This window comes from Kribbella polygonati (genome assembly GCF_050320105.1).
GTDB lineage: Bacteria > Actinomycetota > Actinomycetes > Propionibacteriales > Kribbellaceae > Kribbella.
This window is the reverse complement of the sequence record NZ_CP190129.1, coordinates 3,957,159-3,981,091: the sequence shown is the minus strand read 5'-3', so window position 1 is coordinate 3,981,091 and position 23,933 is coordinate 3,957,159. Positions and strand designations below refer to the sequence as shown.

General features: G+C 68.9%; 22 protein-coding genes. 8 read left to right on the top strand and 14 right to left on the bottom strand.

Translation table 11 applies throughout. The features are described from left to right. Positions 1–15 precede the first annotated feature (15 nt). Both sucD and sucC read right to left on the bottom strand, forming a co-directional pair. Positions 16–897 carry a succinate--CoA ligase subunit alpha gene (gene sucD / locus ACQHIV_RS18925; RefSeq protein WP_427896006.1) on the bottom strand — a complete coding sequence of 294 codons (882 nt, stop codon included), beginning with the start codon at positions 895–897 and terminating at the stop codon, positions 16–18. 4 nt (positions 898–901) lie between these two features. After that, entirely contained in the window at positions 902–2,125 is a 1,224-nt protein-coding gene (gene sucC, locus ACQHIV_RS18920; protein ID WP_427896005.1) for an ADP-forming succinate--CoA ligase subunit beta, read from the bottom strand. Between the two features lie 68 nt (positions 2,126–2,193). Here sucC and ACQHIV_RS18915 point away from each other — a divergent pair, with 68 nt between their 5' ends. Continuing rightward, a complete protein-coding gene (locus ACQHIV_RS18915; protein ID WP_427896004.1) occupies positions 2,194–3,534 on the top strand; it encodes an MFS transporter in 1,341 nt (446 codons plus the stop codon). A 1,033-nt stretch (positions 3,535–4,567) separates the two neighbouring features. Here the strand turns inward: ACQHIV_RS18915 and ACQHIV_RS18910 are convergent. Next, positions 4,568–4,840 (bottom strand): hypothetical protein, encoded by a 273-nt coding sequence (locus tag ACQHIV_RS18910; RefSeq protein WP_427896003.1) that lies wholly within the window; start codon positions 4,838–4,840, stop codon positions 4,568–4,570. A 122-nt stretch (positions 4,841–4,962) separates the two neighbouring features. Here ACQHIV_RS18910 and ACQHIV_RS18905 point away from each other — a divergent pair, with 122 nt between their 5' ends. The 6 genes from ACQHIV_RS18905 (at position 4,963) to ACQHIV_RS18880 (ending at position 12,913) form a co-directional block, all read left to right on the top strand. Continuing rightward, entirely contained in the window at positions 4,963–6,681 is a 1,719-nt protein-coding gene (locus ACQHIV_RS18905) for a thiamine pyrophosphate-binding protein (RefSeq protein ID WP_427896002.1), read from the top strand. A 12-nt stretch (positions 6,682–6,693) separates the two neighbouring features. Then, complete coding sequence (frc, locus tag ACQHIV_RS18900; protein WP_427896001.1) at positions 6,694–7,920, top strand: formyl-CoA transferase; 1,227 nt, start codon at positions 6,694–6,696, stop codon at positions 7,918–7,920. Between the two features lie 13 nt (positions 7,921–7,933). Then, the gene (locus ACQHIV_RS18895; protein WP_427896000.1) at positions 7,934–10,072 is read left to right on the top strand and encodes an acetate--CoA ligase family protein; all 2,139 of its coding nucleotides are present in this window, start codon (positions 7,934–7,936) and stop codon (positions 10,070–10,072) included. Positions 10,073–10,132: 60 nt separating this feature from the next. Beyond that, the gene (locus ACQHIV_RS18890) at positions 10,133–11,632 is read left to right on the top strand and encodes an Nramp family divalent metal transporter (protein ID WP_427895999.1); all 1,500 of its coding nucleotides are present in this window, start codon (positions 10,133–10,135) and stop codon (positions 11,630–11,632) included. Between the two features lies 1 nt (position 11,633). After that, a complete protein-coding gene (locus tag ACQHIV_RS18885) occupies positions 11,634–12,143 on the top strand; it encodes a hypothetical protein (protein WP_427895998.1) in 510 nt (169 codons plus the stop codon). A 239-nt stretch (positions 12,144–12,382) separates the two neighbouring features. Next, entirely contained in the window at positions 12,383–12,913 is a 531-nt protein-coding gene (locus ACQHIV_RS18880) for a hypothetical protein (protein ID WP_427895997.1), read from the top strand. 128 nt (positions 12,914–13,041) lie between these two features. Here ACQHIV_RS18880 and ACQHIV_RS18875 read toward each other — a convergent pair whose 3' ends face one another. The 4 genes from ACQHIV_RS18875 to ACQHIV_RS18860 form a co-directional block, all read right to left on the bottom strand. Continuing rightward, on the bottom strand, positions 13,042–13,788 hold the full coding sequence (locus ACQHIV_RS18875; RefSeq protein WP_427895996.1) for a GntR family transcriptional regulator: 747 nt from the start codon (positions 13,786–13,788) through the stop codon (positions 13,042–13,044). Positions 13,789–13,878: 90 nt separating this feature from the next. After that, positions 13,879–14,058, bottom strand: a complete 180-nt coding sequence (locus ACQHIV_RS18870; protein ID WP_427895995.1) for a hypothetical protein — start codon at positions 14,056–14,058, stop codon at positions 13,879–13,881. 84 nt (positions 14,059–14,142) lie between these two features. Then, positions 14,143–15,294 (bottom strand): NAD-dependent formate dehydrogenase, encoded by a 1,152-nt coding sequence (locus ACQHIV_RS18865; protein WP_427895994.1) that lies wholly within the window; start codon positions 15,292–15,294, stop codon positions 14,143–14,145. Positions 15,295–15,339: 45 nt separating this feature from the next. Continuing rightward, positions 15,340–16,311, bottom strand: a complete 972-nt coding sequence (locus tag ACQHIV_RS18860) for a LysR family transcriptional regulator (protein WP_427895993.1) — start codon at positions 16,309–16,311, stop codon at positions 15,340–15,342. Positions 16,312–16,459: 148 nt separating this feature from the next. Here ACQHIV_RS18860 and ACQHIV_RS18855 point away from each other — a divergent pair, with 148 nt between their 5' ends. After that, entirely contained in the window at positions 16,460–17,227 is a 768-nt protein-coding gene (locus tag ACQHIV_RS18855; RefSeq protein ID WP_427895992.1) for an alpha/beta fold hydrolase, read from the top strand. Here ACQHIV_RS18855 and ACQHIV_RS18850 read toward each other — a convergent pair. The 7 genes from ACQHIV_RS18850 to ACQHIV_RS18820 all read right to left on the bottom strand — a co-directional run bounded on the left by ACQHIV_RS18850 (position 17,209) and on the right by ACQHIV_RS18820 (position 23,776). Continuing rightward, entirely contained in the window at positions 17,209–18,264 is a 1,056-nt protein-coding gene (locus tag ACQHIV_RS18850) for an acyltransferase family protein (RefSeq protein ID WP_427895991.1), read from the bottom strand. The genes ACQHIV_RS18855 and ACQHIV_RS18850 overlap by 19 nt on opposite strands. 60 nt (positions 18,265–18,324) lie before the next feature. After that, on the bottom strand, positions 18,325–19,002 hold the full coding sequence (locus ACQHIV_RS18845; RefSeq protein ID WP_427895990.1) for a YdcF family protein: 678 nt from the start codon (positions 19,000–19,002) through the stop codon (positions 18,325–18,327). Continuing rightward, on the bottom strand, positions 18,995–19,768 hold the full coding sequence (locus tag ACQHIV_RS18840) for a maleylpyruvate isomerase family mycothiol-dependent enzyme (protein WP_427895989.1): 774 nt from the start codon (positions 19,766–19,768) through the stop codon (positions 18,995–18,997). The genes ACQHIV_RS18845 and ACQHIV_RS18840 overlap by 8 nt, the downstream gene beginning before the upstream one ends. 55 nt (positions 19,769–19,823) lie before the next feature. Further along, positions 19,824–20,957 carry a DNA polymerase III subunit beta gene (gene dnaN / locus ACQHIV_RS18835; protein ID WP_427895988.1) on the bottom strand — a complete coding sequence of 378 codons (1,134 nt, stop codon included), beginning with the start codon at positions 20,955–20,957 and terminating at the stop codon, positions 19,824–19,826. A gap of 58 nt (positions 20,958–21,015) precedes the next feature. After that, the gene (locus ACQHIV_RS18830) at positions 21,016–21,267 is read right to left on the bottom strand and encodes a trypsin-like serine protease (protein WP_427896526.1); all 252 of its coding nucleotides are present in this window, start codon (positions 21,265–21,267) and stop codon (positions 21,016–21,018) included. Between the two features lie 268 nt (positions 21,268–21,535). After that, positions 21,536–22,105, bottom strand: coding sequence for an AAA family ATPase (locus ACQHIV_RS18825; RefSeq protein ID WP_427895987.1), 570 nt, complete (start codon positions 22,103–22,105; stop codon positions 21,536–21,538). A 75-nt stretch (positions 22,106–22,180) separates the two neighbouring features. Continuing rightward, positions 22,181–23,776 carry an ABC-F family ATP-binding cassette domain-containing protein gene (locus ACQHIV_RS18820; RefSeq protein ID WP_427895986.1) on the bottom strand — a complete coding sequence of 532 codons (1,596 nt, stop codon included), beginning with the start codon at positions 23,774–23,776 and terminating at the stop codon, positions 22,181–22,183. Positions 23,777–23,933: the final 157 nt, after the last annotated feature.

Below are 23,933 nucleotides of genomic sequence, written 5' to 3'. Positions count from 1 at the left end.
CACCAGGTCAGCGCATCAGTTCGCCGTGAGGATCGTGCGCATCAGGTTGGCGGTTTCGGTGGGGGTTCTGCCTACGTGGACGCCGGCTGCTTCGAGGGCCTGCTGTTTCGCGGTCGCGGTTCCGGAGGAGCCGGAGACGATCGCGCCGGCGTGACCCATGGTCTTGCCCTCCGGCGCGGTGAAGCCCGCGACGTACCCGACGACCGGCTTGGTCACGTTCTCCTTGATGAACGCGGCCGCCCGCTCCTCGGCGTCGCCGCCGATCTCACCGATCATCACGATCGCGTCGGTGTCCGGGTCGTCCTGGAACGCCTGCAGCGCGTCGATGTGCGTGGTCCCGATGATCGGGTCGCCGCCGATCCCGATCGCGGTCGAGAACCCGAACTCCTGGAGCTCGTACATCATCTGGTACGTCAGCGTCCCGGACTTGCTCACCAGCCCGAGCCGCCCAGCCCCCGCGATGTCCGCCGGAATGATCCCGGCGTTCGACCGTCCCGGGCTGATGATCCCCGGGCAGTTCGGACCGATCACCCGCGTCCCGTTCGCCTGCGCATAGGCAAAGAACTCAGCCGTGTCGTGCACCGGCACCCCCTCGGTGATCACCACGACCAACGGAACGGCCGCATCGACGGCCTCGATCACCGCCGCCTTCGTGAACCGCGGCGGCACGAACACCACCGACACATCGGCATCCGCCGCCCGCACCGCATCCACACAGGACCCGTACACCGGCACCGAACACTTCGCGAAGTCCACCGACTGCCCACCCTTGCCCGGCGTGACCCCGCCGACCACGGTGGTCCCGGCGGCAAGCATCCGGCTGGTGTGCTTCTGGCCCTCGGCCCCGGTCATCCCCTGCACCAGGACACGGCTCTTCTCGGTCAGGAAGATCGCCATCTCACTACGCTCCCTTCTGGGCGGCCAGCTCGGCGGCGCCGTCCATGGTGCCGACCACGGTCACCAGCGGATGGTTGGCCTGGGCAAGGATCTTGCGGCCTTCGTCGACGTTGTTGCCGTCCAGCCGGACCACAAGCGGCTTGTCGGCCTTCCGGCCGAGCACGGCCAGCGCCTGCACGATCCCGTTCGCGACCGCGTCACAAGCGGTGATCCCGCCGAAGACGTTCACGAACACGCTCTTCACCTGCGGGTCCGACAGGATGATCCCGAGCCCGTTCGCCATCACCTCGGCGCTCGCGCCGCCGCCGATGTCGAGGAAGTTGGCCGGCTTCACGCCGTACTGCTGACCCGCGTACGCGACCACGTCGAGCGTCGACATGACCAGCCCGGCCCCGTTGCCGATGATCCCGACCGAACCGTCGAGCTTCACGTAGTTCAGGCCTTTCGCATGCGCCGCGGCCTCGAGCGGGTCCGCCGCTGACTTGTCGTCGTACGACGCCTGCTCCGGGTGCCGGTACGCCGCGTTCTCGTCGAGCGTGACCTTGCCGTCAAGGGCTTCGAGCGATCCGTCCGCGAGCTTCACCAGCGGGTTCACCTCGACGAGCGAGGCGTCCTCGGCGACGAAGACGTCCCACAGCCGTCGTACGACGGTTGCCGCGCCGGCCGGAAAGCCTGCCGCCGTGACGATCTCCGCGGCCTTGGCCTCGTCGACGCCGGCGATCGGGTCGATCCCGACCTTCGCGATCGCGTCCGGGCTGGTACGGGCGACCTCCTCGATCTCCACGCCGCCCTCGGTGCTCGCGATACAGAGGTACTCGCGGTTCGCGCGGTCGACCAGGAACGAGAGGTAGTACTCCTCGGCGATGTCCGCGGCCGGCGCCATGAGCACGCGCCGTACGGTGTGCCCCTTGATGTCCATCCCGAGGATCTCGGCAGCCACCGTGTGCGCCTCCTCCGGGGTGGCGGCGAGTCGCACGCCGCCTGCCTTGCCGCGGCCGCCCGCCTTCACCTGCGCCTTGACCACGACGCGCCCGCCGAGCTCGCGGGCCGCGTCCGCGGCGGCGGCCGGGTCGTCGATCACCCGGCCGAGCGTCACCGGGACGCCGTGCCGGGCGAACAGCTCCTTGGCCTGGTACTCCATCAGGTCCACATCAGCCTCCCTGAGAGTGTCTGGCGACGACTGTATGCGGTATGCAATCTCGTCACAAGAGCGTCCAGGCCTGGACATGCCGCGGCCGGAGAGGTACCACAGATCGTATGTAGATCAAATACGGTATGCAGTAGTCAGGAGGCGACATGATTTCCACGCCCCGGGATGTGCGTGACGTCTACGGCCGGCGGTACCGGATCGGTGAGGACGCCCGCGAGCTGACCGGACACCCGCGCCGGTGGCAACTGTGGGCCGCCTGGGCCTGCATGGTCGCGATCAGCCCACTGCAGTACTCGTTCGGTACGGCGGCGCTCGGGCTGGAGTCCGGCCGGGGGTGGGGTACCGCTCGCACGCTCTGGTTGCTCGCGCTCTTCGTCGCCTGCCAGGCGCTGGTCGCCGTACCGGCCGCCTGGGTGCATCGCGTACGCCGCCTGACCCCGGCGCGGCTCGTCGTCGCCGGCGGGGTGCTCGCGGTGGCCGGGCTCGTCACGTTGGCGCATGTGCACAGCTATGCCGCCGTACTCGTCGGCTACTCGCTGCTCGGCGGTATGGGAGCGGGGATCGTGTACGCCGCCTGCATCACGACGTCGGCGCGCTGGTTCCCGGAGCGGCGGACCGCGACCATCGGGTTCGTCACCGGCGGGTTCGCGGTGGGTGCCGTACCGAGCATCGCGCTGTTGCCGATCGCCGGCGAGCGGATTGTCTACGACCTGACGGCCGCGGTGGCGCTGCTGGTGGTGCTGGTCGCGGGTGGGTTGCTGACGGATCCGCCACGGCATTGGTGGCCGGCGGAGCTCGACGCCCAGGCGTGGGCGATCGACCGGAAGCTCAACCGCAGCATTCCGCATAACGCGCCGGCCGTTCGCCAGTACCGTCCGGGTGAGGCGATGCGGACCGGGGCGCTGCCGTTGATGTGGTTGCTGTTGGCAATCAGTACGGCGCTGTCGTTGTTCGGGATCGCGTTCGTGGTGAGTTACGCGGTGCGGTCCGGGCATGCGTTCGCGACCGCTGCTGTGGCGGCGGGGATGCTGGCCGCCGTCAACGGGCTCGGGCGGTCGGCGGCGGGGAGTTTGTCGGACCGGTTCGGTCGGCGGCGGGTGTTGGCGGCCGTGTTGATGGTCGAGGGGTTCGCGCACATCGGGCTGGTGGTGGCTCAGGCCGGCTGGGTGTACGTGGTGTGTGCGATGTTCGCCGGGCTCGGTGGTGGGGCGTTCTACGCGATCATGGCGAACCTGGTGCTGGAGTTCTTCGGCGAGAACAGCCTGCTGCAGAACCAGGCGATTCTCTACTCCGCCAAGGCTGTTGGTGGGTTGTTGGGGATCGGGGTCGCAGCGTCCTTGGTGAGCGTGGTTGGGTACCGGCCTTTGTTCCTTGGCGCGGGTTTGCTCGGCGTGCTGACGGCGCTGAGTGTTCGTCTCCTCAGGCAGCCCGGTCGGCCGGCGCTTCCGGTGCGTCCCCAATTGGGTACGCCGGTGGTCGGCGAGTGAGCGGCTACGCGAAGATCCCGCGCTCGGGTCCGTGTTTGATGGAGCTGGTGTCCCGGCTGGCTCGAGAACCGTGGACCGACCATCCGTCGACCGTCCATCCAGTCCTCAGCGCCGCCGCCCGCGCCACCCACGACCACACCACCCCTTCCGCCCGCCACCTTCTCCTGCCGCTCGCTCCCCACTTCCTCAACACCAACACCCCCGGCGTCGAACCCACAGCCCGCCTGGTAGCCCTCTGCACCTCCACCGCCTTGGCAACCACCGAACAACTAACAGGTGGGGTGCTGCCGGGAGAGGAGCTGACAGCTGGGGTGCCGCCGGGAGAGGAGCTGACAGGTGGGGTGCTGCCGGGGGAAGGGCTGACAGGTGGGGTGCTGCCGGGGGAAGGGCTGGTGGGTGGGGTGCTGCCGGGGGAAGGGCTGGTGGGTGGGGTGCTGCCGGGGGAAGGGCTGGCGGGTGGGGTGCTGCCGGGGGAAGGGTTGGCGGGTGGGGTGCTGCCGGGGGAAGGGTTGGCGGGTGGGGTGCTGCGGGGGGAAGGGCTGGGGGGTGGGGTGCCGCCGGGTGGGTTGGTGGCGGGTGATGCGGCGCTCGAGCAGGCTCCGAGTGAGCGGGCTCCGGCTCAGCGGGCTCCGGGTGAGCGGGCTCTGCGTGAGGGCGCTCCGGGCGACGATTGCCTGACGAGCGGACGGTCGGCCGGCGAGCGCGCGATGGCCGCGTGGGCGGCGAGCGGCGACGGTTGTACGTCTGACCGGGCGCGCGACGGTCGTATGACCGAGCGGGCGCGAGGTGGGGAGTTGGTTGTGGCGGATGAGTGGCGGAGGTTGAAGGCTGCTCGGCGGGTCGCGTTGCAGTTGCTGGGGAGTGGGGAAGGCCCTGGAGGAGTGGCGCGGTGGTGGTTGGCGGTGGGTGTGCGGGTTGGGTGGTATCGGAGCTTTGTCGCCACCGAGCAAGTTGCTGAAGCGGTGGGAATCATTGCGCGTGCGCCCGACGGTGACCGGCGGTTGCGGCAGTTGCTCAGGCAGTGCCTGGTGATTCACGGCGCCGTACGGCCAAGGCCTTCCTGTTCCGCCTCGGCCCAGAAGTCCAGGGCGTAGTCGTCGTCCGGGATGACCACCAACTCGTGCGGCCCACGCCGTACGCCGACCTGCTGCTCCAATCGCCGCAGGTCGGCCGCGCAACGCTCGAGGTCGTCCAGAAGTCGCAGTACGTCAAGGTGTGAACCGAGTCGATTCCTCAATGCCACAAGGGATTTCTCCAGTGCGACCAGTGCGGTCCGGGTGCGCTCGAGTTCGTCGGAAATCGTCATCACAGCCTCCTGGTCCCGAGCTCTGGACAACCGCCACGTACTGGGTTAAGACTACGACTACACCATACGGTATGCAATCTACACACAAGCCGCACGCCGGCCTTCCGAGGAGATGACCGCAGATGGCGCAGACAGTGTCGGAGACCCAGCCCGCCGCCCACGTCCCGCAAGGCACAGAGCCGGAGACGATCTCCGGTGGTCACCTCGTCGCGAAGGCCTTGAAGGCCGAGGGAATCGACGTGATCTTCACGCTCTGCGGCGGTCACATCATCGACATCTACGACGGCTGCGTCGACGAGGGAATCGCGGTCGTGGACGTCCGGCACGAGCAGGTCGCCGCGCACGCGGCCGACGGGTACGCCCGCGTCACCGGCAAGCCCGGCTGCGCGGTCGTCACCGCCGGTCCCGGTACGACGGACGCGGTGACCGGCGTCGCGAACGCGTTCCGCGCCGAGTCCCCGATGCTGCTGATCGGCGGCCAGGGCGCGCTGAACCAGCACAAGATGGGGTCCCTGCAGGACCTGCCGCACGTCGACATGATGACGCCGATCACGAAGTTCGCGGCGACCGTGCCGCACACCGCGCGGGCCGCGGACATGGTGTCGATGGCGTTCCGCGAGTGCTACAACGGCGCGCCCGGCCCGTCATTCCTGGAGATCCCGCGCGACATCCTGGACAACTCGGTCCCGGTCGACTCCGCGACGGTCCCCGAGGCCGGCCACTACCGCGCGTCGACGAAGAGCATCGGCGACCCGGCGAACGTCGAGGCCCTCGCGGATCTGCTGGTCCGCGCCGAGAAGCCCGTCGTACTGCTCGGGTCCCAGGTCTGGACCTCCCGCGGCAGCGACGCGGCGATCGACTTCGTCCGTACCCTCGACATCCCCGCGTTCATGAACGGTTCGGCCCGCGGCACGCTGCCGCCCGGCGACCCGCACCACTTCCACCTGTCGCGGCGGTACGGGTTCAACAACGCGGACCTGATCCTGATCGTCGGTACGCCGTTCGACTTCCGGATGGGGTACGGGCGCCGGCTCCCGAAGAGCGCCACCGTCGTACAGATCGACCTCGACTACCGCACCGTCGGCAAGAACCGCGACATCGACCTCGGCCTGGTCGGCGACCCGGGCGCGATCCTCGCGGCGGTCACCCAGGCGGCGTCGGGCCGGCTGCGGAAGACCGACCGCAAGGCCTGGTTCGCGGAGCTCCGCGCCGAGGAGGACGCGGCGTACCAGAAGCGCCTCCCGCGGCAGCTGTCCGACGCGAACCCGATCCACCCGCTGCGGCTCGCGCACGAGATCAACGAGTTCCTCACCGAGGACTCGATCTACATCGGCGACGGCGGCGACATCGTCACGTTCTCCGGCGGCGTCGTGCAGCCGAAGTCGCCCGGCCACTGGATGGACCCGGGTCCGCTCGGAACGCTCGGCGTCGGCATCCCGTTCGTACTCGCGGCGAAGTACGCGCGGCCGGACAAGGAAGTGGTCGCGCTGTTCGGCGACGGCGCGTTCTCGCTGACCGGGTGGGACTTCGAGACGCTGGTCCGCTACAACCTCCAGTTCGTCGGTGTCGTCGGCAACAACTCGTCGATGAACCAGATCCGCTACGGCCAGGAAGCGAAGTACGGCAAGGACCGTGGCCGGGTCGGCAACACCCTCGGCGACGTCAGGTACGACGAGTTCGCCCGGATGCTCGGCGGGTACGGCGAGGAGGTCCGCGACCCGAAGGACATCGGGCCCGCGCTGCTCCGCGCCCGCGAGTCCGGACTGCCCTCGCTGATCAACGTCTGGGTCGATCCAGACGCGTACGCCCCCGGAACCATGAACCAGACCATGTACAAGTAAAGGGGACCCAGCATGAGCAAGGCCCTCGAAGGTGTCCGTGTTCTCGACATGACCCACGTGCAGTCCGGCCCGTCCTGCACCCAGCTCCTCGCCTGGCTCGGCGCGGACGTGATCAAGCTGGAGGCACCGACCGGCGACATCACCCGCCAGCAGCTGCGCGATCTGCCGGACGTCGACAGCCTGTACTTCACGATGCTGAACTGCAACAAGCGCAGCATCACGCTGAACCTGAAGTCCGGCCGCGGCAAGGAGATCTTCACCGACCTGGTGCGGAACTCCGACGTCCTGGTGGAGAACTTCGCGCCCGGCGCGATCGACCGGATGGGCTTCACGTGGGAACGCCTGCAGGAGCTCAACCCGGCCTTGATCTACGCGTCGATCAAGGGCTTCGGGCCTGGCCGGTACGAGAACTTCAAGGCGTACGAGGTGGTCGCCCAGGCGATGGGCGGCGCGATGAGTACGACGGGGTTCGAGGACGGGCCGCCGACCGCGACCGGCGCGCAGATCGGCGACTCCGGCACCGGGATCCACCTGGTGGCGGGCATCCTGGCGGCCCTTTTCCAGCGGACGCAGACCGGTAAGGGCCAGCGAGTCACCGTGGCCATGCAGGAGGCCGTGCTGAACCTGACCCGGGTGAAGCTCCGCGACCAGCAGCGGCTCACGCACGGTCCGCTGCGCGAGTACCCGAACGACTACTTCAACGGTGAGGTGCCGCGGTCCGGGAACGCGTCCGGCGGCGGTCAGCCCGGCTGGGCGCTACGTTGCGCGCCGGGCGGGCCGAACGACTACATCTACGTGATCGTCCAGCCGCCCGGGTGGGCGCCGATCGCGCAGCTGATCGGCAAGCCGGAGCTGGCCGAGGACCCGGACTGGGCGACGCCGGCCGCGCGGCTGGACAAGCTCGACAAGATGTTCGCGCTGATCGAGCAGTGGACCGAGCAGCACACCAAGTTCGAGGTGATGGACAAGCTGAACGCGCTGAACGTGCCGTGCGGGCCGATCATGTCGACCGCCGAACTGATCGCCGACGAGACCCTCGCCGACCTCGGCGCGGTGGTCGAGGTCGAGCACCCGCAGCGCGGCACCTTCAAAACGGTCGGCTGCCCGATCAAGCTGTCCGACTCGCCGGTCGAGGTACAGACCTCGCCGGGTCTCGGCGAACACAACTCCGCCATCTACGGCTCGCTCGGGATCTCCGCGGCCGAGCTCGACGAACTGAAGACCGCGGGCGTGATCTGACGTGGGAGAGCAGATGACATACGACAAGGCAGCAGTCCGGACCGTCCTCGACCAGGCGCTGGCCGACGGCCGTACGTCGCTGAGCGCGCCCGAGGCGAAGCTGGTCGCGGACGCGTACGGCATCCCGACGCCGGGCGAGGGACTGGCCACGACGGCCGACGGGGCTGCCGCTCTGGCCGCCGCGATCGGGTTCCCGGTCGTACTGAAGATCGTGTCGACGGACATCCTGCACAAGACCGAGGCCGGCGGGGTGGTGGTCGGGGTCGACTCCGCGGACGCCGCCCGGCAGGTCTTTCAGCAGATTGTCGACAATGCGAAGGCCTACAAACCTGACGCGGACATCGTCGGCGTCCAGGTGCAGCAGATGCTCGCCACCGGCGGCGACGTGCAGGAGGTGATCGTCGGCGCGGTCACCGATCCGACGTTCGGCAAGATCGTCGCGTTCGGGCTCGGCGGCGTACTCGTCGAGGTGCTGAAGGACGTCACGTTCCGGCTGGCGCCGCTGACCGACGCCGAGGCCCGGGCGATGGTCGACGGGATCGAGGCGCACGAGATGCTCGAGGGCGTCCGCGGCGCGCGGCCCGTCGACAAGCAGCTCGTCGGCAATCTGATCAAGCGACTGTCCGACCTGGTCACGGACTTCCCGCAGTTCGCCGAGGTGGACCTGAACCCGGTGCTCGCCGGGCCGGACGGCGCCACCGCAGTCGACTTCCGGATCATCGTCGACGCCGAGGCCGGCAAGCCGGTCGAGCGGTACAGCTCCGAGCAGATCCTGACCGCGATGACCCGGATCATGCGGCCGAGCGCGGTCGCGGTCATCGGGGCGTCCAACGAGGACGGCAAGATCGGCAACTCGGTGATGAAGAACCTGGTCAACGGCGGGTACGCCGGCGACATCTACCCGGTCAACCCGCGCGGCGGCGAGGTCCTCGGGCGCAAGGCGTTCCCGTCGATCCTGGACGTACCGAGCGACGTCGACGTCGCGGTGTTCGCCGTACCGGCCAAGTTCGTCGGCGCGGCGCTCGAGCAGTGCGGTCAGAAGGGCGTCGCGGGCGCGATCCTGATTCCGTCCGGGTTCGCCGAGACCGGCGAGCAGGAGCTCCAGGACGAGGTCGTCGCGATCGCCCGCAAGCACAACGTGCGGATCCTCGGCCCGAACATCTACGGCTACTACTACCTGCCGGAGAACCTGTGCGCGACGTTCTGCACACCGTACGACGTGCAGGGAAGTGTTGCACTCTCGTCACAGAGTGGCGGCATCGGGATGGCGATCCTCGGCTTCAGCCGCTCCAGCCGGATGGGAGTTTCCGCGATCGTTGGGGTAGGCAACAAGGCCGATATCGACGAGGATGACCTCCTGACGTTCTTCGAGAGCGACGACAACACCAACCTGATCGCCATGCACCTTGAGGACCTGAAGGACGGCCGGGCCTTCGCCGAGACGGCGGCCCGGGTGTCGAAGCGGAAGCCGGTCGTCGTCCTGAAGGCCGGCCGCACGGCCCTGGGCGCGCGGGCCGCCAGCTCGCACACCGGCGCGCTGGCCGGCGACGACAAGGTGTACGACGACATCCTGAAGCAGAGCGGCGTGGTCCGGGCGCCGGGGCTGAACGAGATGCTCCAGTACGCCCGCGGGATCCCGCTGCTGCCGACGCCGAAGGGCGAGAACGTCGTCATCATCACCGGCGCGGGCGGGTCCGGCGTACTGCTCTCGGACGCCTGCGTGGACGCGGGCCTCACACTGATGGACATCCCGCCGGACCTGGACGCAGCGTTCCGGAAGTTCATCCCGCCGTTCGGCGCGGCCGGCAACCCGGTCGACATCACCGGCGGCGAACCACCCTCGACGTACCGGAACACGATCGCGCTCGGGCTGTCCGACGAGCGCATCCACTCGCTGATCCTGGGCTACTGGCACACGATCGTCACGCCGCCGATGGTGTTCGCCCACCTCGTTGCGGAGGTGGTCGAGGAGTTCCGGGCGAAGGGGATCGACAAGCCCGTGGTCGCGTCGCTGTCCGGTGACGTCGAGGTCGAGGAGGCCGCGCGGTACCTGTTCGACCACGGCGTCGTCGCCTACCCCTACACCACCGAGACCCCGGTCCAGGTCCTCGGTGCGAAGTACCGCTGGGCCCGCAACGCCGGCCCGCTCTGATTGGAGGAAACAGTCCGCGGGGGAACAACCGCTAGTTGGCGTCGAACTAAGGAGTCCGCCTTGGACGTCACGAGCAAGACCTCAGAAGTACCCGAAGAGCCGGCGGCCGTCACCGAGAAGGTCTGGAAGGCCGGCCGACTCGAACCGATGCCGATTCGGAAACTTCCGGACGCACCGCCCTCGATGCACATCCTCGGCCCGACCGTGTTCCTGGTCGCGCTGGGGGTCGGCATGGGGGAGTCGTACATGTGGCCCCGGCTCGTCCTGGTGTTCGGGCCGGACATCCGCTGGTTGTTCATGGTCGGCGTCACGCTGCAGGCGTTCGTGCTGCTGGAGGTGGCGCGATACGCGATGGCCACCGGGGAGAGCATCTTCTTCGGCGCGGCCCGGATCTTCAAACCGCTGATGTGGTTCTTCTACGCGGCGGCGATCCTGATCTACATGTGGCCGGGCCATCTGTCCGCCGGCGCGGCCGCGTTCGAGGAGATCACCGGCATCCCCTGGCAGGTCACCGCGTGCGTGGCTCTGGTGTTCGTGGGTGTGCTGTTCAGTCTGCTGTCGGTGATCTACAACTTCCTGGAGAAGCTGCTCGGCATCCTGATCGGGATGCTGGTCGTCGGTACGTCGGTGATCGCGGCGATCGTCGGCAGCTGGGACGACCTCGGCCGGACCCTGAGCGGGATGTTCGCGTTCGGGTTCTTCCCGCACGAGGCGATGACGTCGACCTGGTTCCCGGTCGTGGTCGGCTCGATCGCGTTCGCCGGGCCGTCCGGGATGCAGCAGATGTGGTACACGCTGCAGCTGCGCGACAGCGGCGCCGGCATGGGCGCGCACATCCCGAAGATCCGCGGGCTGCGGGCCTCCGCTTCGGAGGAGGCCGAGTCGATGCCGTCGCGCGGGTTCATGTTCGATACCGAGGACCCGGCCGAGATGGCGAAGTGGAAGGGCTGGCGCAAGTGGGTGACGTTCGACGCGATCCTGCTGTTCTGGGGGATCACGATGCTGGTCACGATCTCGTTCACGGTGCTGGCGATGTCGGCGGCCCGGGAGAACCCGAACGTCGGCACGCTGATCGAGGGCGGTGACCGGGAGGCGGCACTGAAGGCGATGTCGGACTCGTTCGCGTCCGCCGGTTCGCCGATCCTCGGCACGTTGTTCTTCGCCTTCATCGCACTGATCGGGCTGAACGCGACCCTCGGGCTGTTCGACTCGTTCTCCCGCGGCCAGGCGGACATGACGTACTACTTCGTGCCCGGCGCGAAACGGTTCTCGATGTCGCGGCTGTACGCCGGGTTCCTGTGGGGCGTGATCCTGTTCGGGATCCTGATCCTGTTGTTCGGGCCGGCCGACGGTCCGGCGGGGATCCTCGACACGCTGGCGTTCCTGTCGACGTTCGCGATGGGTGCGTACTGCATCGTGCTGCTGCTCACCAACAACAGGCTGCTGCCGAAGAAGATCCGGCCCGGCCCGGTGCGGAACGTGATCATCGGGTTCGGCGCGGTGTTCTACCTCGGCATGCTGTTCTACTGCCTGTTCCGCTTCGGCGTGGCAGTGGGCTGACATGAAAGAGCTTGCGGAGTACTGCGTCCCGGCCGCCTCGGTCGGCGCCGCCGCGGGGCTCGTCGCCGGCGGATTGGCCGCGTTCGCCGGCCGGCCCGCCGGCTGGTCGATCCTCAGCGGCCTCGGGCTCGCCGTACCGCTCATCCTGTTCGGCTCCGGGTACGCCGTACTCGTTGCCCTCGGCAAAGTCCCCGCCGGGGTGTTCGCCCCGGCGGCGGTCTACTGGGTGATCGCGTTCCCACTCGCGCTGCTGGTCCACGGGATCACCAACGTGTGGCTGGTGACCGGCACGCCCGGCCTTCCTGCCGACGTCTGGAAGTTCCTGGCGTTCCGGGCACTGATCAGCATGGGCTTCGCGATCGGCTTCCTCTGGATGCACGACCAGATAGCCCGCCTCTGGTGGCCCCGAATCCTCAACCACAACCACTACGCCAACCGCACTGTGACCCAGTACCACCACCTCTCCACCACCCTCCAGGCCCGCAAAGCCGCCACCGAACGCAAAAGCTGACCACCCGCCCGCACTCCCACGGGTGCGGGCGGGCGCTTCACACACACCGCTCCGCTGCCGCCTTCGGCGGGAGGGCGTCTGGCGGTGGGCGTGATCGCGCCGGCGTGGGTTGAGAGGCTGAGCCGTCCCGCGCTGCCTGCGGGTGTGGGATGGTGCGGGGTATGGGCAACGGGTGGCGTCTTGCGACTGCTGCGGATGCGGAGGCGCTCGCGGCGCTCGCAGGGGTTGACGTTGATGTGGTGCCGGGTTTTCTGCGGAGCTGGCGGGTCGACATCGGCGCGGCCGGCGACGCCGCCGTTGCGGTTCTGCCGCCGGCGGACGGGAGGCGGCGTGGGTACGGCGCGTGGTGGGTGCGTGGAGGTAATGACGAAGCGGCCGACCAATTGGTTCGGCTGGCGAGGGCGACTCCGGGGGTGGAGGTCCTGCAGATCGGGCTGCCTGCCGGCGAGAGTGTGCGGGACGCGCGCTTCAAGCGCGCCTACCCGGTCTGGACGATGTCCCACGACGGAATCAGCTGGCCCGATCACGAACCCGAACTGGTGGCACCGCTCGAGTACTGCGGCCCGGACGACATGCCCCACGACGGAGTCAGTTGGCGCGGGCATGGGGTCTGCACGGCGCTGCTTGGCACTGTGCTGCACCGCTCCCGAGGACTCCACCTGCACCTGACCGTCGACGGCGAGAGCCCAACGCGCGCCCACGAGCTCTACCTACGCCACGGCTTCCGGATCGCTGAGTGTCTCGTCAGGTACGAAGTACAGGTCAGCTAGCGGCGTCGGGTGGACGTCCAGGCCATCACAATGTGCGCCTGCGGGGATGTCGCCGCCTGAGACGGCGCAGGTGTCGCGATTGTGATGGGCTGGCGGTCCGGGGTACTACGCCGAAGCGCGGCTGCGGGTCAGGTGCGGCGGCGGCGCTTCTGGGCAGGGGTCGTGGGCTCGGGGGTGGGGGTGGCGGACTGGAGGTCGTGGTAGGCCTTGCGGGTGTGTTCGGTGTGTTCGCGCATGATCTGGGCGGCTTTGTCCTCGTCGCCTTCGCTGATGGCTTTGACGAGGCGGTTGTGTTCGCGCCAGGACGCGGCGCCGCGCACCGGCGCGAGCGGCGTGTAGTACCAGCGGACCCGGCGGTCGACCTGGGCGGCGAAGTCGACGAGGAAGCGGTTGCCGGACATCTCGGTGATCAGGCTGTGGAGTTCGCCGTTCGTACGGACGGTGCCGTCGATGTCGCCGGCCTCCTGGTACGCCGTGCCGACCTTGCACAGGTCGCGGAGCCTGGCGACGTCGTCCTTGGACGCGTGCCGGGCGGCGAGGCGCGCGGACTCGGACTCGAGGGCGGCGCGGGCCGCGAGCAGCTGGTCGACCTCGTCCTCGGCGGGTACGTGCACCATCGCGCCGAACCCGGGGCGCAGGTCCACCCAGCCCTCGTTGTTCAGCCGCTGCAGGGCCTCGCGGACCGGCTGGCGGGAGACGCCCAGCAGTTCGGCGAGCTCGACCTCGACGAGGTGCCGGCCGCGTTCCAGGGTGCCGTCGATGATCATCTCGGTGAGGGCCTCGTACACCGACTCGCGCAACGGCTGCGGCCGCTTGACGTGCCGCGCGCCCGCCGGTTCCGCACCCGCGCCTGGCCCCGCACTGATCGTCGTCATGAGGTCCCTTCCGGTCCTACAGTGATGGCACTTGGTAGACAGTCTACCAAGTGCCATGACCTGACATACAGCTATTCGGTACGCCGGGGCTCAGGCGGCCGACTCGCCGGCGTTCCGGTGGTCGTCGTCGTGCGCGGCGCGACCCGGCTCGCCGGTCAACGCGGCGAGTTCCGCGTCGAGGTCCACCGGCTTGTCCAGCTCCCGCAACTCCGGGGCATCCGGGAATCGCGGCCGCGCCGCCAGCGCCCCGAACCTACGCGTGAAGATCATGTCCACCTCTCTTTGAATTCTGGCTTCTGTATACATTGAACCAGCCGTACTCACCGGTTATGCCCACGTCTCACGTGATCCCGCTTACACCCTCGCCGAGTACGAGTGCGCCCCGGCGCCGGCCAACTGCCCCTTGTCGACGATCAGATAGTCGTCGCGGATCGGCGTACCGCTCAGCCATGCCTCGAGGATCTCCCGGGTCCCCGCGGCGTACCGGGCCTGCGCGGACAGCGTCGACCCGGAGATGTGCGGCGTCATCCCGTGGTGCGGCATGCTCCGCCACGGGTGGTCCGCGGGCGCCGGCTGCGGGTACCAGACGTCACCGGCGTACCCGGCCAGCTGTCCGCTCTCCAGTGCGCGCACGATCGCGTCCCGATCGGCAATCTTCGCCCGTGCGGTGTTGATCAGGTACGCGCCGCGCTTCATCGTCGCGAGCAGCTCGTCCCCGAACAGCCCCTCGGTCTCCGGGTGCAGTGGAGCGTTGATCGTCACGACATCGCAGTACGGCGCCATGTCGGCCGCGCTCGGGTGGAACGTCAGCCCGAGCTCCCGCTCGACCGACTCCGGCAGCCGGTGCCGGTCGGTGTAGTGCAGGTGTACGTCGAACGGCGCCAGCCGCCGGAGTACCGCCGTACCGATCCGTCCGGCCGCGACCGCACCGACGTGCATGCCTTCGAGGTCGTACGAGCGTGCCACGCAGTCCGCGATGTTCCAGCCGCCGTCGAGGACGACCTGGTGGGACGGCAGGTAGTTCCGGACCAGGCCGAGGATCATCATCACGACGTGCTCGGCGACGCTGATGCTGTTCGAATAGGTGACCTCGGCAACCGTGACCCCGTGCGCGATCGCTGCGTCCAGGTCGACGTGGTCGGAGCCGATCCCGGCGGTGATCGCGAGCTTGAGCTTCGGTGCCTTCGCGATCCGCTCCGCGGTGAGGTACGCCGGCCAGAACGGCTGGGAGATCACGACATCGGTGTCGGGCAGTTCGCGGTCGAGCGCGGCCTCCTTGTCGGAGAGGACGACGAGTGTGTGCCCCTGGCTCTCCAGGAAGCTCCGCAGCCCGAGTTCGCCGGACACGCTCCCGAGCAGCGTGCCCGGCGTGAAGTCGACGGTCTGCGGTGACGGCGCGGTCTGGCCGTCCGGATACCGCTCGATCGTGGGGATGCCGTCGCGCGCGTACGACGTCGGGTAGCCGGCGGCCGGGTCGTCGTACAGCACGCACACAATCTTCGCCATGATGGGGAATCTCCTTGTTCTGAAGGGATTTCCACCATCGCCGGGTCAGCCTTCGGCGGTCAAAGACTTGCTCGCTATCGCGAGATAGCCGGAACCCATCAGATGTACGTCGAGCAGATCGTCGAGGGCTTTCTGTACGCCGGCCTGCCGCGCGACGTCGAGCAACGCCCGCGCCTGCACGGGCTCGGGACTGCGCGCGGCGATCACCAGCCCGACCCGCGGCCCGTTCGCCGGCCGCTTGAGCGGTACGACGCGCATCCCGTCCGGTACGCCGAACATGTGCAGCCACGCGTGCGAGATCACCGTCGACCAGTGGTTGCCGTGCAGGTGGCTGTAGAGGCCCGACACGGTGTCGCTCTCGATCGACGGGTTCGCGGTGGCGCCGTCGTCGGTGAAGTACCCGTTCATGATCCGGCGGTTGCGCATGTCGGGGGAGAGGAGGCACAGCGGCAGTTCCGCGACCTGCGCCCAGGTCGCGACCGGTAGGTCGGCGAGGTCGGTGTGCTTCGGCGTCAGCAGCAGGTACCGCTCCTCGTACAGCGGGGTCTTGCGGACCTGGCCGAGCGTGTCGTCATCGAGGTACGTCATCGCGACGTCCAGGTCGAACTCGGCCAGCTTGTGGGTGATGTCGCGCGACGACAGCGACTCCAGCGTGACCCGCGCGTTCGGGTGCCGCTCGCAGAACGGGGTGGTGAGCAGCGAGACGACCGGCATCGCGGTCGGGATCGCGCCGAGCCGGAGCGTGCCGGTCAGGCCGCCGCGCAACATCGACAGCTCGTGCCGGAGCGCGTCCTGCTCGGCGAGGATCCGCTGCGCCCAGAGCAGCACCCGTTCGCCCTCCGGCGTCAGCCCCTCGAACCGGCGGCCGCGCCGTACGATCGGCACGTCCAGCTCCTGCTCGAGCTTGCGGATCGCGGCGGACAGTGACGGCTGTGAGACGTAACAGGCGTCCGCGGCCCGGGCGAAGTGCTTCTCCCGGGCGAGGGCGACGAGGTACTCCAGTTGGCGGAGCAGCATCAGCGCTCCGGATGCGGTGTGCAGTCGCCCGTATACATAATCCAACTGTAATGAACCGGGATCGTCCCGGCAATGGTGTGAACTGGATCACAGCATGTCGTGATCGCGACTCCTCGTCCGACGTTCTGTCAGAGAGAGGAGCTAGCTGATGGAGAAGGTCGTTTCGAAGGACGGCACCGAGATCGCGTACGACGTGACCGGTAGCGGGCCCGGGCTGGTGCTGGTCGCCGGTGCCTTCACGGGGCGCGCGTACTTCGCCGAGTACGCCGAGGCACTGTCGTCCACGTTCACGGTGATCGCGTACGACCGCCGTGGTCGCGGTGACTCCGGTGACACCGCGCCGTACGCCGTGGAGTGCGAGTGGGAGGACCTGGACGCCGTACGGTCGGCTTCTGGTGCTCAGTACGCGTGTGCGTTCTCTTCGGGGAGCATGGTGCTGCTGCAGGCAGGGCTACCGTTCGAGAAGCAAGCGGTCGTAGAACCACCGTTCCGCGTCGACGGCGCGCCTCCGGAGCCCGAGCGGTACGTAGAGCGCCTGGAGGAGTACGTGGCTGCTGGGAACCCAGGAGGTGCGGCTGAGCTGTTCATGGTGGAAGCGGTCGGTCAGCCGCGCGAGATGGTCGAACAGATCCGCCAGACACCCATGTGGGCCGGGTTGGAGGCTATGGCGCCCACACTGGTGTACGACGGGCTGCAGATGCGCGACAGCGCCGTACCGGTCGAACTGCTCGCGTCGATCGAGGTACCGACGCTAGGGCTCTACAGCAACGCCAGCCCGGAGTGGTTGCAGCGGTCTGTGCGAGAGACCGCTGCCGCGCTGCCTCAAGGCACAGCGGAAGGCCGTGACGGTACGTTCCACACCGTGCCGCCGGAGACGCTGGCAGCAGTGCTGGCGGACTACTTCGGCACCAGCTGAGCCGGTCTGGTCAGTAGGCGCTTCAGACGCGGTGCAAGCGGCCGTTCCACGCCGTAGTGCAGGACGGCCGCAACACCGACCATGAGCAGCATCGTGGCGGCGACCAGGAGGACGTGGTTCATCTGGTCGCCGAGGCCCTCGAAGATGATGAAGCCGATGTGCGCATGCACCAGATAGAGCGGGTACGTGAGCGCGCCGAGCACCGCGAACCACGGCCGGCCCAGGCGGTGCGTGAGCCTGAGCGCGACCGCGAGCATGATCGCGAAGATCGCCACGATGATCGCGACCACGATCGGCCGGTGGATCTCGGTGTGGTACCGGATCCCGACCCGGTCCGCGAATCCGATGCCGCGGTAGACCGCGTTGCCGAGCGAGATCGCGACGATCGCCACCGTCTGCGGCGCCGGACCGTACCGGTGGATCAGGCAGAGCGCCATCCCGGCGATGAAGTAGTGCGCGAACTGCGTGTTCAGCACCAGATCGGTGGCGTGCGGCAACAGCCCGGCCTCGAACACGAAGGTCGCCGCCAGCCACGCCCAGCAGAACGCCGTCACCCGGCGCGCGGTGATCCCGAGCCAGGTCAGCACCAGGATCATCGCGTAGAACCGGAGCTCGGCCCACAACGTCCAGTAGACGACGTCGACGTTCTGGATGTTCGGCAGCGAGTTGAGCATGGTGAGATTCGCCAGGTACTGCGGCACCGAGACCGGGAACCGCCCTTGGCTGAAGCCGACCGACACGAGCGTGGTGAGCGTGACGGCGACCCAGTACGCCGGGTACAGCCGGACCGCCCGCGACACCACGAACGACCGCGGGCTCCGGTTCCACGCGCTGAGCAGTACGACGAAGCCGCTGATCGTGAAGAACAGGTCGACGCCCAGGTACCCGTACCGCGCGACCACATCGACGTGCGGGAAGTGCAGACCGCTCAGCCCGCCGGCGTACGCCGAGAACAGGTAGTGGTACGCCATCACCGACACCGCCGCGCAGATGCGCAGCAGATCGACCTCGTGAAGCCTGCCCGCTCTGGAATCCACAGCCGAAGTCTGCCGACGCACTCAGCGCCGATCGTCAGCCCTGAGAACGATCCGGTCGTGCTACCTCCGGATGACGTTCCCGGCGAGGAGACGGTTGTACGCGGCAAGGACCTCGGGCGGGATCTCGACGCGGTCGATGAAGTTCCGGCCGTCGGGTCCGTAGCCGTCGGGCGACAGGCGGTGGATCTCGCCGACGAGCAGCGACCGGAAGCGGTCACGCGACCAGATTTCCGGAGCGCCCGGACCGGCGCCGACGTGATCGGGGCCGATCCACGGGATCAGCGGGGCGTGGCTGAGCAGCGTCGTCCCCGGGAGGTCGGCGAACGAGCGGACGAAGCAGGCATGCGTACGGCGTTGCATCGTCGGGTCCTGGATCAGGAGCAACGTCTGCGGGGTGTCGATCAGGCGGCGGGTGAACTCGGCGTTCTCGCCGCAGTTGGTGGACCGGTCCTCGACGGTCACCCGGTCGACGCCGGACCTGATGAGCAGGTCCCGGAACACGTGCGCCTCCGGCCGTCCCGTCGCGACGTCGAGCCCACGTCGCCGTACCGCCTCGTCGAGGTACCGCGTCGAGTGCCCGATCCCGCCGCTGACCAGGACGGGGACGTCGTACCGGCGGCAGGCCTCGGCCGCGACCTCGACCGACTCGATGACGGCGGAGCCCATCAGCACCACGAGGTCCGGCCGCTCGACCGGGTCCCGCCGCGCGAGGTACCGGGCGATCACTTCCTCATCCAAAGCTGACGCGCTCCAGGTAGTAGTCGAGCAAGGCGGTGTCGCCCTCCGCGACGGTCTTGCCGGTACTGCGTTTGTACAGGTGTAGCAGGAGGTTGGTGACCGGGCCGCGGACCGTGACCGCGGCCGGCTCGTCGCTGTGCCGCCAACGGATCACGTCGCCGGTCAGGTCGACGACCCACGCCTGCTCCGGCGCGGCGAACTTCAGCGTCCGCCCCGGGCCGAGGAGCTCACGCATCCACGGATGCACCTCGAAATGGAACGGCAGCGCGCCGAGCTCCATCCATTCGTCGATCCCGTCCGCTGCCACGTCCGGCGCCAGCTCGTAGGGGATCCCGAGCGCCAGCGCCGCGTCGGCGCGGTGCATCACGGTCTCGTGCGTCATCCGCCGCGCGGTGAACCGGGTGGTCGGATCGTCGACCGGCATCTCGATCCGTACGTCGGGACCGGCCTGCGCGAGGGCGTCGGCGAGCTCGCGCGCGCCGTCGACGATCCACCCGGCGAGCTCGTCGACCGCGTCGGCGGTACGGTCGGCCGGGTCGGCGTACCAGTGCGTCGGGTCGCGGAACTCGTCCTCCGGCGGTGCCACACCGGTCCGCGCGACCACCGTCGCCTCACGGTGCGCCCCGCCGACGTGCCGGACCAGCTGACCGACGTTCCACCCGGGGCAGGACGGCACCGCCTGGCCGAGGTCCTTGCCTGTGGTCAGGTGTGCGCCCAGCAACTCGGCCTGCTCGACGATCAGTGCGCAGTGCTGCTCGAACTCCATCTGCTCCTCCTCGACTCGTTGCCCTTCGGTCGGAGCCGGTGGCGGCAGTTTGACATCAGGTCGGCAGGCGCATCGGCATCAGGATGTACGCTGAGTCGGCGGTCGGCGCGTCGTCGGGGGACTGCAGGCCGGTCAGGTTGGCCGGCTTGATCGGCTGGGTGAAGGCGAAGTGCGCGACCGGCGTACCGAGTGAGGACAGGCCGTCGAGCAGGTAGCCGGCGTTGAACCCGGTCACCACCGGGTCGCCGGTGAGCGAGACCTCCACGGACTCCGACGCTTGCGCCTCCTCGCCGTTGCCGGCGTCGAGCGTCGCCGTACCGTCCGCGAACGTCAGCCGGACCGGCGCCGACCGCTCGGCGACCAGCGCCACCCGTTTCACCACCTCGACCAGCGCCGCGGTCTGGACGGTCACCGTCGACGTGATCGCGGTCGCGGCCGGGATCAGGCCGCGGACCTTCGGGAACTCGCCGTCGATCAGCCGGCTCGTCGCGTGCCGGCCGCCACCCTCGAACCCGATCAACCCGTCCCCTGTGCGGGTCGAACCGAGCGCGAGCGTGACCTCGTGACCGGCCATCGCCTTCGCGATGTCCAGCAGCCGCTTGGCCGGGACGAGCGCGTTCGCCTCGATGCCGGCGTCGACGGGTTGCCACTCGAAGCTCCGGACGGCCAGCCGGTACCTGTCGGTGGCGAGCAGCGAGACCGTCGACCCGCGGATCTCCAGCCGGATGCCGGTGAACACCGGCAGCGTGTCGTCCCGCCCGGCCGCGCTGATCACCTGCGCCACCGCGCGCTGGAACACGTCGCCGTCGACCAGCCCGCTCGCCGCCGGGATCTCCGGGAGCGGCGGGTACTCGTCGAGCGGGAGGGTATGGAGGACGAACCGGGCGGCCCCGCTGCTCACCTGGACCCGCGCGGTCTCCGCGGTCAGCTCGACCGTGTCGCGCGGCATGCTCTTGCAGATGTCCGACAGCAACCGCCCGGACACCAGCGCCCGTCCCTCGTCGGCCACCTCCGCCGGCACGCTGACCTGCGCCGAACTCTCGTAGTCGAACCCGGACAGCGTCACCTGACCGTCCGCCGCGTCGACCACCATCCCGGCGAGAATCGGCACACTCGGCCGGCTCGGCAGCCCACGGGCCACCCATCCGACCGCCTCGGCCAGCACCTCACGCCCGACCCGAACCTTCATCCCTGACTCCTCCCCATCGAGAGGAATCACTCAATCAGGCGCCGCCGACAGTTTTCGATCAGTAGACCGTCACGCCGTACGCCGACGCGGCTTCGGTGACGGGCTGGAAGAACGTCGTACCGCCCGTGGTGCAGTCACCACTGCCGCCCGACGTCAACCCGAGCGCCCTCGAACCGTCGTACAGCGGGCCTCCGGAGTCACCGGGCTCGGCACACACCGTGGTCTGGATGAGCCCGCCGACCTTGCCTCCGCTGGAGTACCGGACGGTGACGTTGAGCGCCGTGACCTTGCCGCCGTGGCCCGCGGTCAGGAAGTAGTAGCTCCCGGCCTTCTGGACGTTGAAGCCGAGCGAGCAGCGGTACTGCCCGCCGTAGATCGCGTCTCCGGCTGCCAGGAGCGGTCTGAAGACGCCGTTGCTCCGATTGACCTGGACACCGTCGCGTTGCAGCGACGAGAGGTCCTTCGCGGAGACGGTGCCTTGGCCTGCGCCGGGACGGCGTACAGGGAGGCGGCGACCGCTCCGACGACGGCCTGGACACCAGGAATGTTCCCGCGCGGCGGTGTCCGCAACCCAGGCCTCAGGCGAACCTGACGTGCTGCACCCGGTTCGCCTCGCCTCGCGTCAGGACGAGCGCCGACACGGCCCCCGGTACGACGCTGCCTGGGTCGCTCCGGGCCGTCGCCACCAGGTCCGGCCATCGTCGGCAGTGCGTCTCCATACTTCTTCTGCGTACGACGCGTCCGCGCGCCCACTGCCCGGAGCGGGCTACGTCACCTGGTACGTCGAGGAGGATCAGGTGCAGCGGTAGACCCGCACGCCGCGCGCGCCATCCGATCAGGCGGCGCGCCCACGGGCGGGTGGCGCAGTCATGGATCACCATCGGGCCGTGGCCGCGGCGCATGGAGCGCAGCAGCGTCACGTAGTACATGAGGTGCACCAGGGGACGCCACAGCGCGTACGGGAGTGCTCCGAGAACGGGCATCCAGCGCTCGCGGAGGTGCGCGGAGTCGTAGACACGTACGGGGCTTCCGGCGAACACCCGGCGCAGGAACGTGCTCTTGCCTGCGCCGGGGATGCCTGCGAGTACGACGACCGCGTCCACTGCGTAGCGCAGCTCCCGTACTCCTTCGACGGTTCCTGTATGCACGTGTCCGTCCTTCCCACGAGTACAGGTAAGACGACCGACGGCCGGGTCTCGCCCCGAGAACGGGCTGAGAAGTCGCTAGTAACTCCCTGAGAGCCGGCCCCTGCTGTTCAGCTCCAGGACCGTGTCGACGCGGATGCGTTCCAGGAACGCGTTGTCGTGGCTGACCACGAGGAGCGCGCCGCGGTACGCATCGAGCGCTTCTGCGAGCTGCTCGACGCTGGCGATGTCCAGGTTGTTGGTGGGCTCGTCCAGCACCAGTAGCTGTGCAGGCGGCTCGGCCAGCAGCAGCCGTGCGAGCGATACCCGGAAACGCTCGCCACCGGAGAGCGTGTGCACCGGCCTGTCCGGACTGTCACCCCTTAGGAGCAGCCGGGCCAGCTGATTGCGAATGGTGCCCGTCGACAGGCCAGGAGCGACCGCTTGCACGTTGGCCATCGCACTGGCGCTGTCGTCGAGCCCGTCGAGCCGCTGCGGGAGGTACCCGACCAGATCGGTCAGCAGCCGCCCGTGTGGCCTTCCAGGCGTTGCCTCGGCTCCACGGACCAGTTGGTTGATCAGCGTCGACTTGCCGCTGCCGTTCGCTCCCACGAGTGCCACGCGCTCCGGACCTTGCAGCACGATCGTGCGGTCCTCGTCGTACAGCTCAGCGATCCGGCGTCCTCGCGGTACGTCGGGGTCCGGCAGTACAAGGTGGATGTGCTCGTCCTGCCGTACGCGGGCGTCTGCCGCGTCGACAGCCGCCTGCGCGGCCTGCACCTTGTCGTCGAGTGTGGAACGCATCGCACCGGCTGAGGCTTGCGCCTTACTGGCACGGTTACCCGCCAGGATCTTCGGGATACCACCCTGCTGCTGTGTCTTCTTCGCAGTACGCTCGCGGCGCGCCAGCTTGGTCTCTGCCTCCACCCGCTGCCGTTTCTCGACCTTGAGCGTCTGCTGCGCGCTACGGGCGGCCTGGACCGCGGCGGCCTGCTCCTGCTCTCGGTGTTCCTTCCAGGCGCTGTACGGACCGCCGCACGTGTCGAGAGTCCCGGCGTACAGCTCGGTGGTGTTCTCCAAGTGCTCGAGCAGTTCGAGGTCGTGGCTGACGACGACGAGCGTCCCGGGCCACTTGTCCACGAACTCGGCCAGCTTGGCGCGCGTCGGCCGGTCGAGGTTGTTCGTCGGCTCGTCGAGCAACGTGATCGGCGTACGGCGGACGCGCAGCCCGGTGATCGCGATCAGCATCGCCTCGCCGCCGGACACCTCCGCCACCCGCCGGTCGAGGTCGGCCGCCGAGAACCCGAGCTGGTCGAGCGCCTCCGCGGCCCGGGCCTCGATGTCCCAGTCGTCGCCGATCGTCTCGAAGTGCCGCTCGTCGGCGTCGCCCGCCTCGATCGCGCGGATCGCCGCGACGATCGCGTCGATCCCGAGCAGTTCGGCGACCGTGGCGTCCTGGCGCAACGTCAGCGTCTGCGGCAGGTACCCGACCTCGCCGGCGGTGTCGATCTGGCCGGCCGTCGGCCGCAGTACGCCGGCGATCAGCCGGAGCAGCGTCGACTTGCCGGCGCCGTTGCGGCCGATCAGACCGGTACGCCCGGCGTTGATCGTGCCGGTCACGCCGGCCAGCGCCACGGCGCCGTCCGGCCATTCGAAGGTCAGGTTGCGAAGGGTGATTGCGGACTTGGAAGACATGCGTGGGTCTGCTTTCGGGGAATCGGGTCGCGCACAGGCGACCCGGGAGACGGATCGACGCGATCCGGACATGCCCGGGCAAACGCCCACGAAGGGCGGACCAAAGAGAGAGGTCAAGGCCACCGGCAGTCCGGCGGCTAGATTCTGTCGACCTCGA

Coding starts and splice junctions, on each gene's coding strand:
- ACQHIV_RS18865 (WP_427895994.1), bottom strand. CDS start 15,294: ATGGCGAAGATTGTGTGCGTGCTGTACGACGACCCGGCCGCCGGCTAC.
- frc (WP_427896001.1), top strand. CDS start 6,694: ATGAGCAAGGCCCTCGAAGGTGTCCGTGTTCTCGACATGACCCACGTG.
- ACQHIV_RS18905 (WP_427896002.1), top strand. CDS start 4,963: ATGGCGCAGACAGTGTCGGAGACCCAGCCCGCCGCCCACGTCCCGCAA.
- ACQHIV_RS18910 (WP_427896003.1), bottom strand. CDS start 4,840: ATGACGATTTCCGACGAACTCGAGCGCACCCGGACCGCACTGGTCGCA.
- ACQHIV_RS18840 (WP_427895989.1), bottom strand. CDS start 19,768: ATGGAGTTCGAGCAGCACTGCGCACTGATCGTCGAGCAGGCCGAGTTG.
- ACQHIV_RS18855 (WP_427895992.1), top strand. CDS start 16,460: ATGGAGAAGGTCGTTTCGAAGGACGGCACCGAGATCGCGTACGACGTG.
- ACQHIV_RS18875 (WP_427895996.1), bottom strand. CDS start 13,788: ATGACGACGATCAGTGCGGGGCCAGGCGCGGGTGCGGAACCGGCGGGC.
- dnaN (WP_427895988.1), bottom strand. CDS start 20,957: ATGAAGGTTCGGGTCGGGCGTGAGGTGCTGGCCGAGGCGGTCGGATGG.
- sucC (WP_427896005.1), bottom strand. CDS start 2,125: ATGTCCAGGCCTGGACGCTCTTGTGACGAGATTGCATACCGCATACAG.
- ACQHIV_RS18860 (WP_427895993.1), bottom strand. CDS start 16,311: ATGCTGCTCCGCCAACTGGAGTACCTCGTCGCCCTCGCCCGGGAGAAG.
- ACQHIV_RS18885 (WP_427895998.1), top strand. CDS start 11,634: ATGAAAGAGCTTGCGGAGTACTGCGTCCCGGCCGCCTCGGTCGGCGCC.
- ACQHIV_RS18820 (WP_427895986.1), bottom strand. CDS start 23,776: ATGTCTTCCAAGTCCGCAATCACCCTTCGCAACCTGACCTTCGAATGG.
- sucD (WP_427896006.1), bottom strand. CDS start 897: ATGGCGATCTTCCTGACCGAGAAGAGCCGTGTCCTGGTGCAGGGGATG.
- ACQHIV_RS18915 (WP_427896004.1), top strand. CDS start 2,194: ATGATTTCCACGCCCCGGGATGTGCGTGACGTCTACGGCCGGCGGTAC.
- ACQHIV_RS18870 (WP_427895995.1), bottom strand. CDS start 14,058: ATGATCTTCACGCGTAGGTTCGGGGCGCTGGCGGCGCGGCCGCGATTC.
- ACQHIV_RS18895 (WP_427896000.1), top strand. CDS start 7,934: ATGACATACGACAAGGCAGCAGTCCGGACCGTCCTCGACCAGGCGCTG.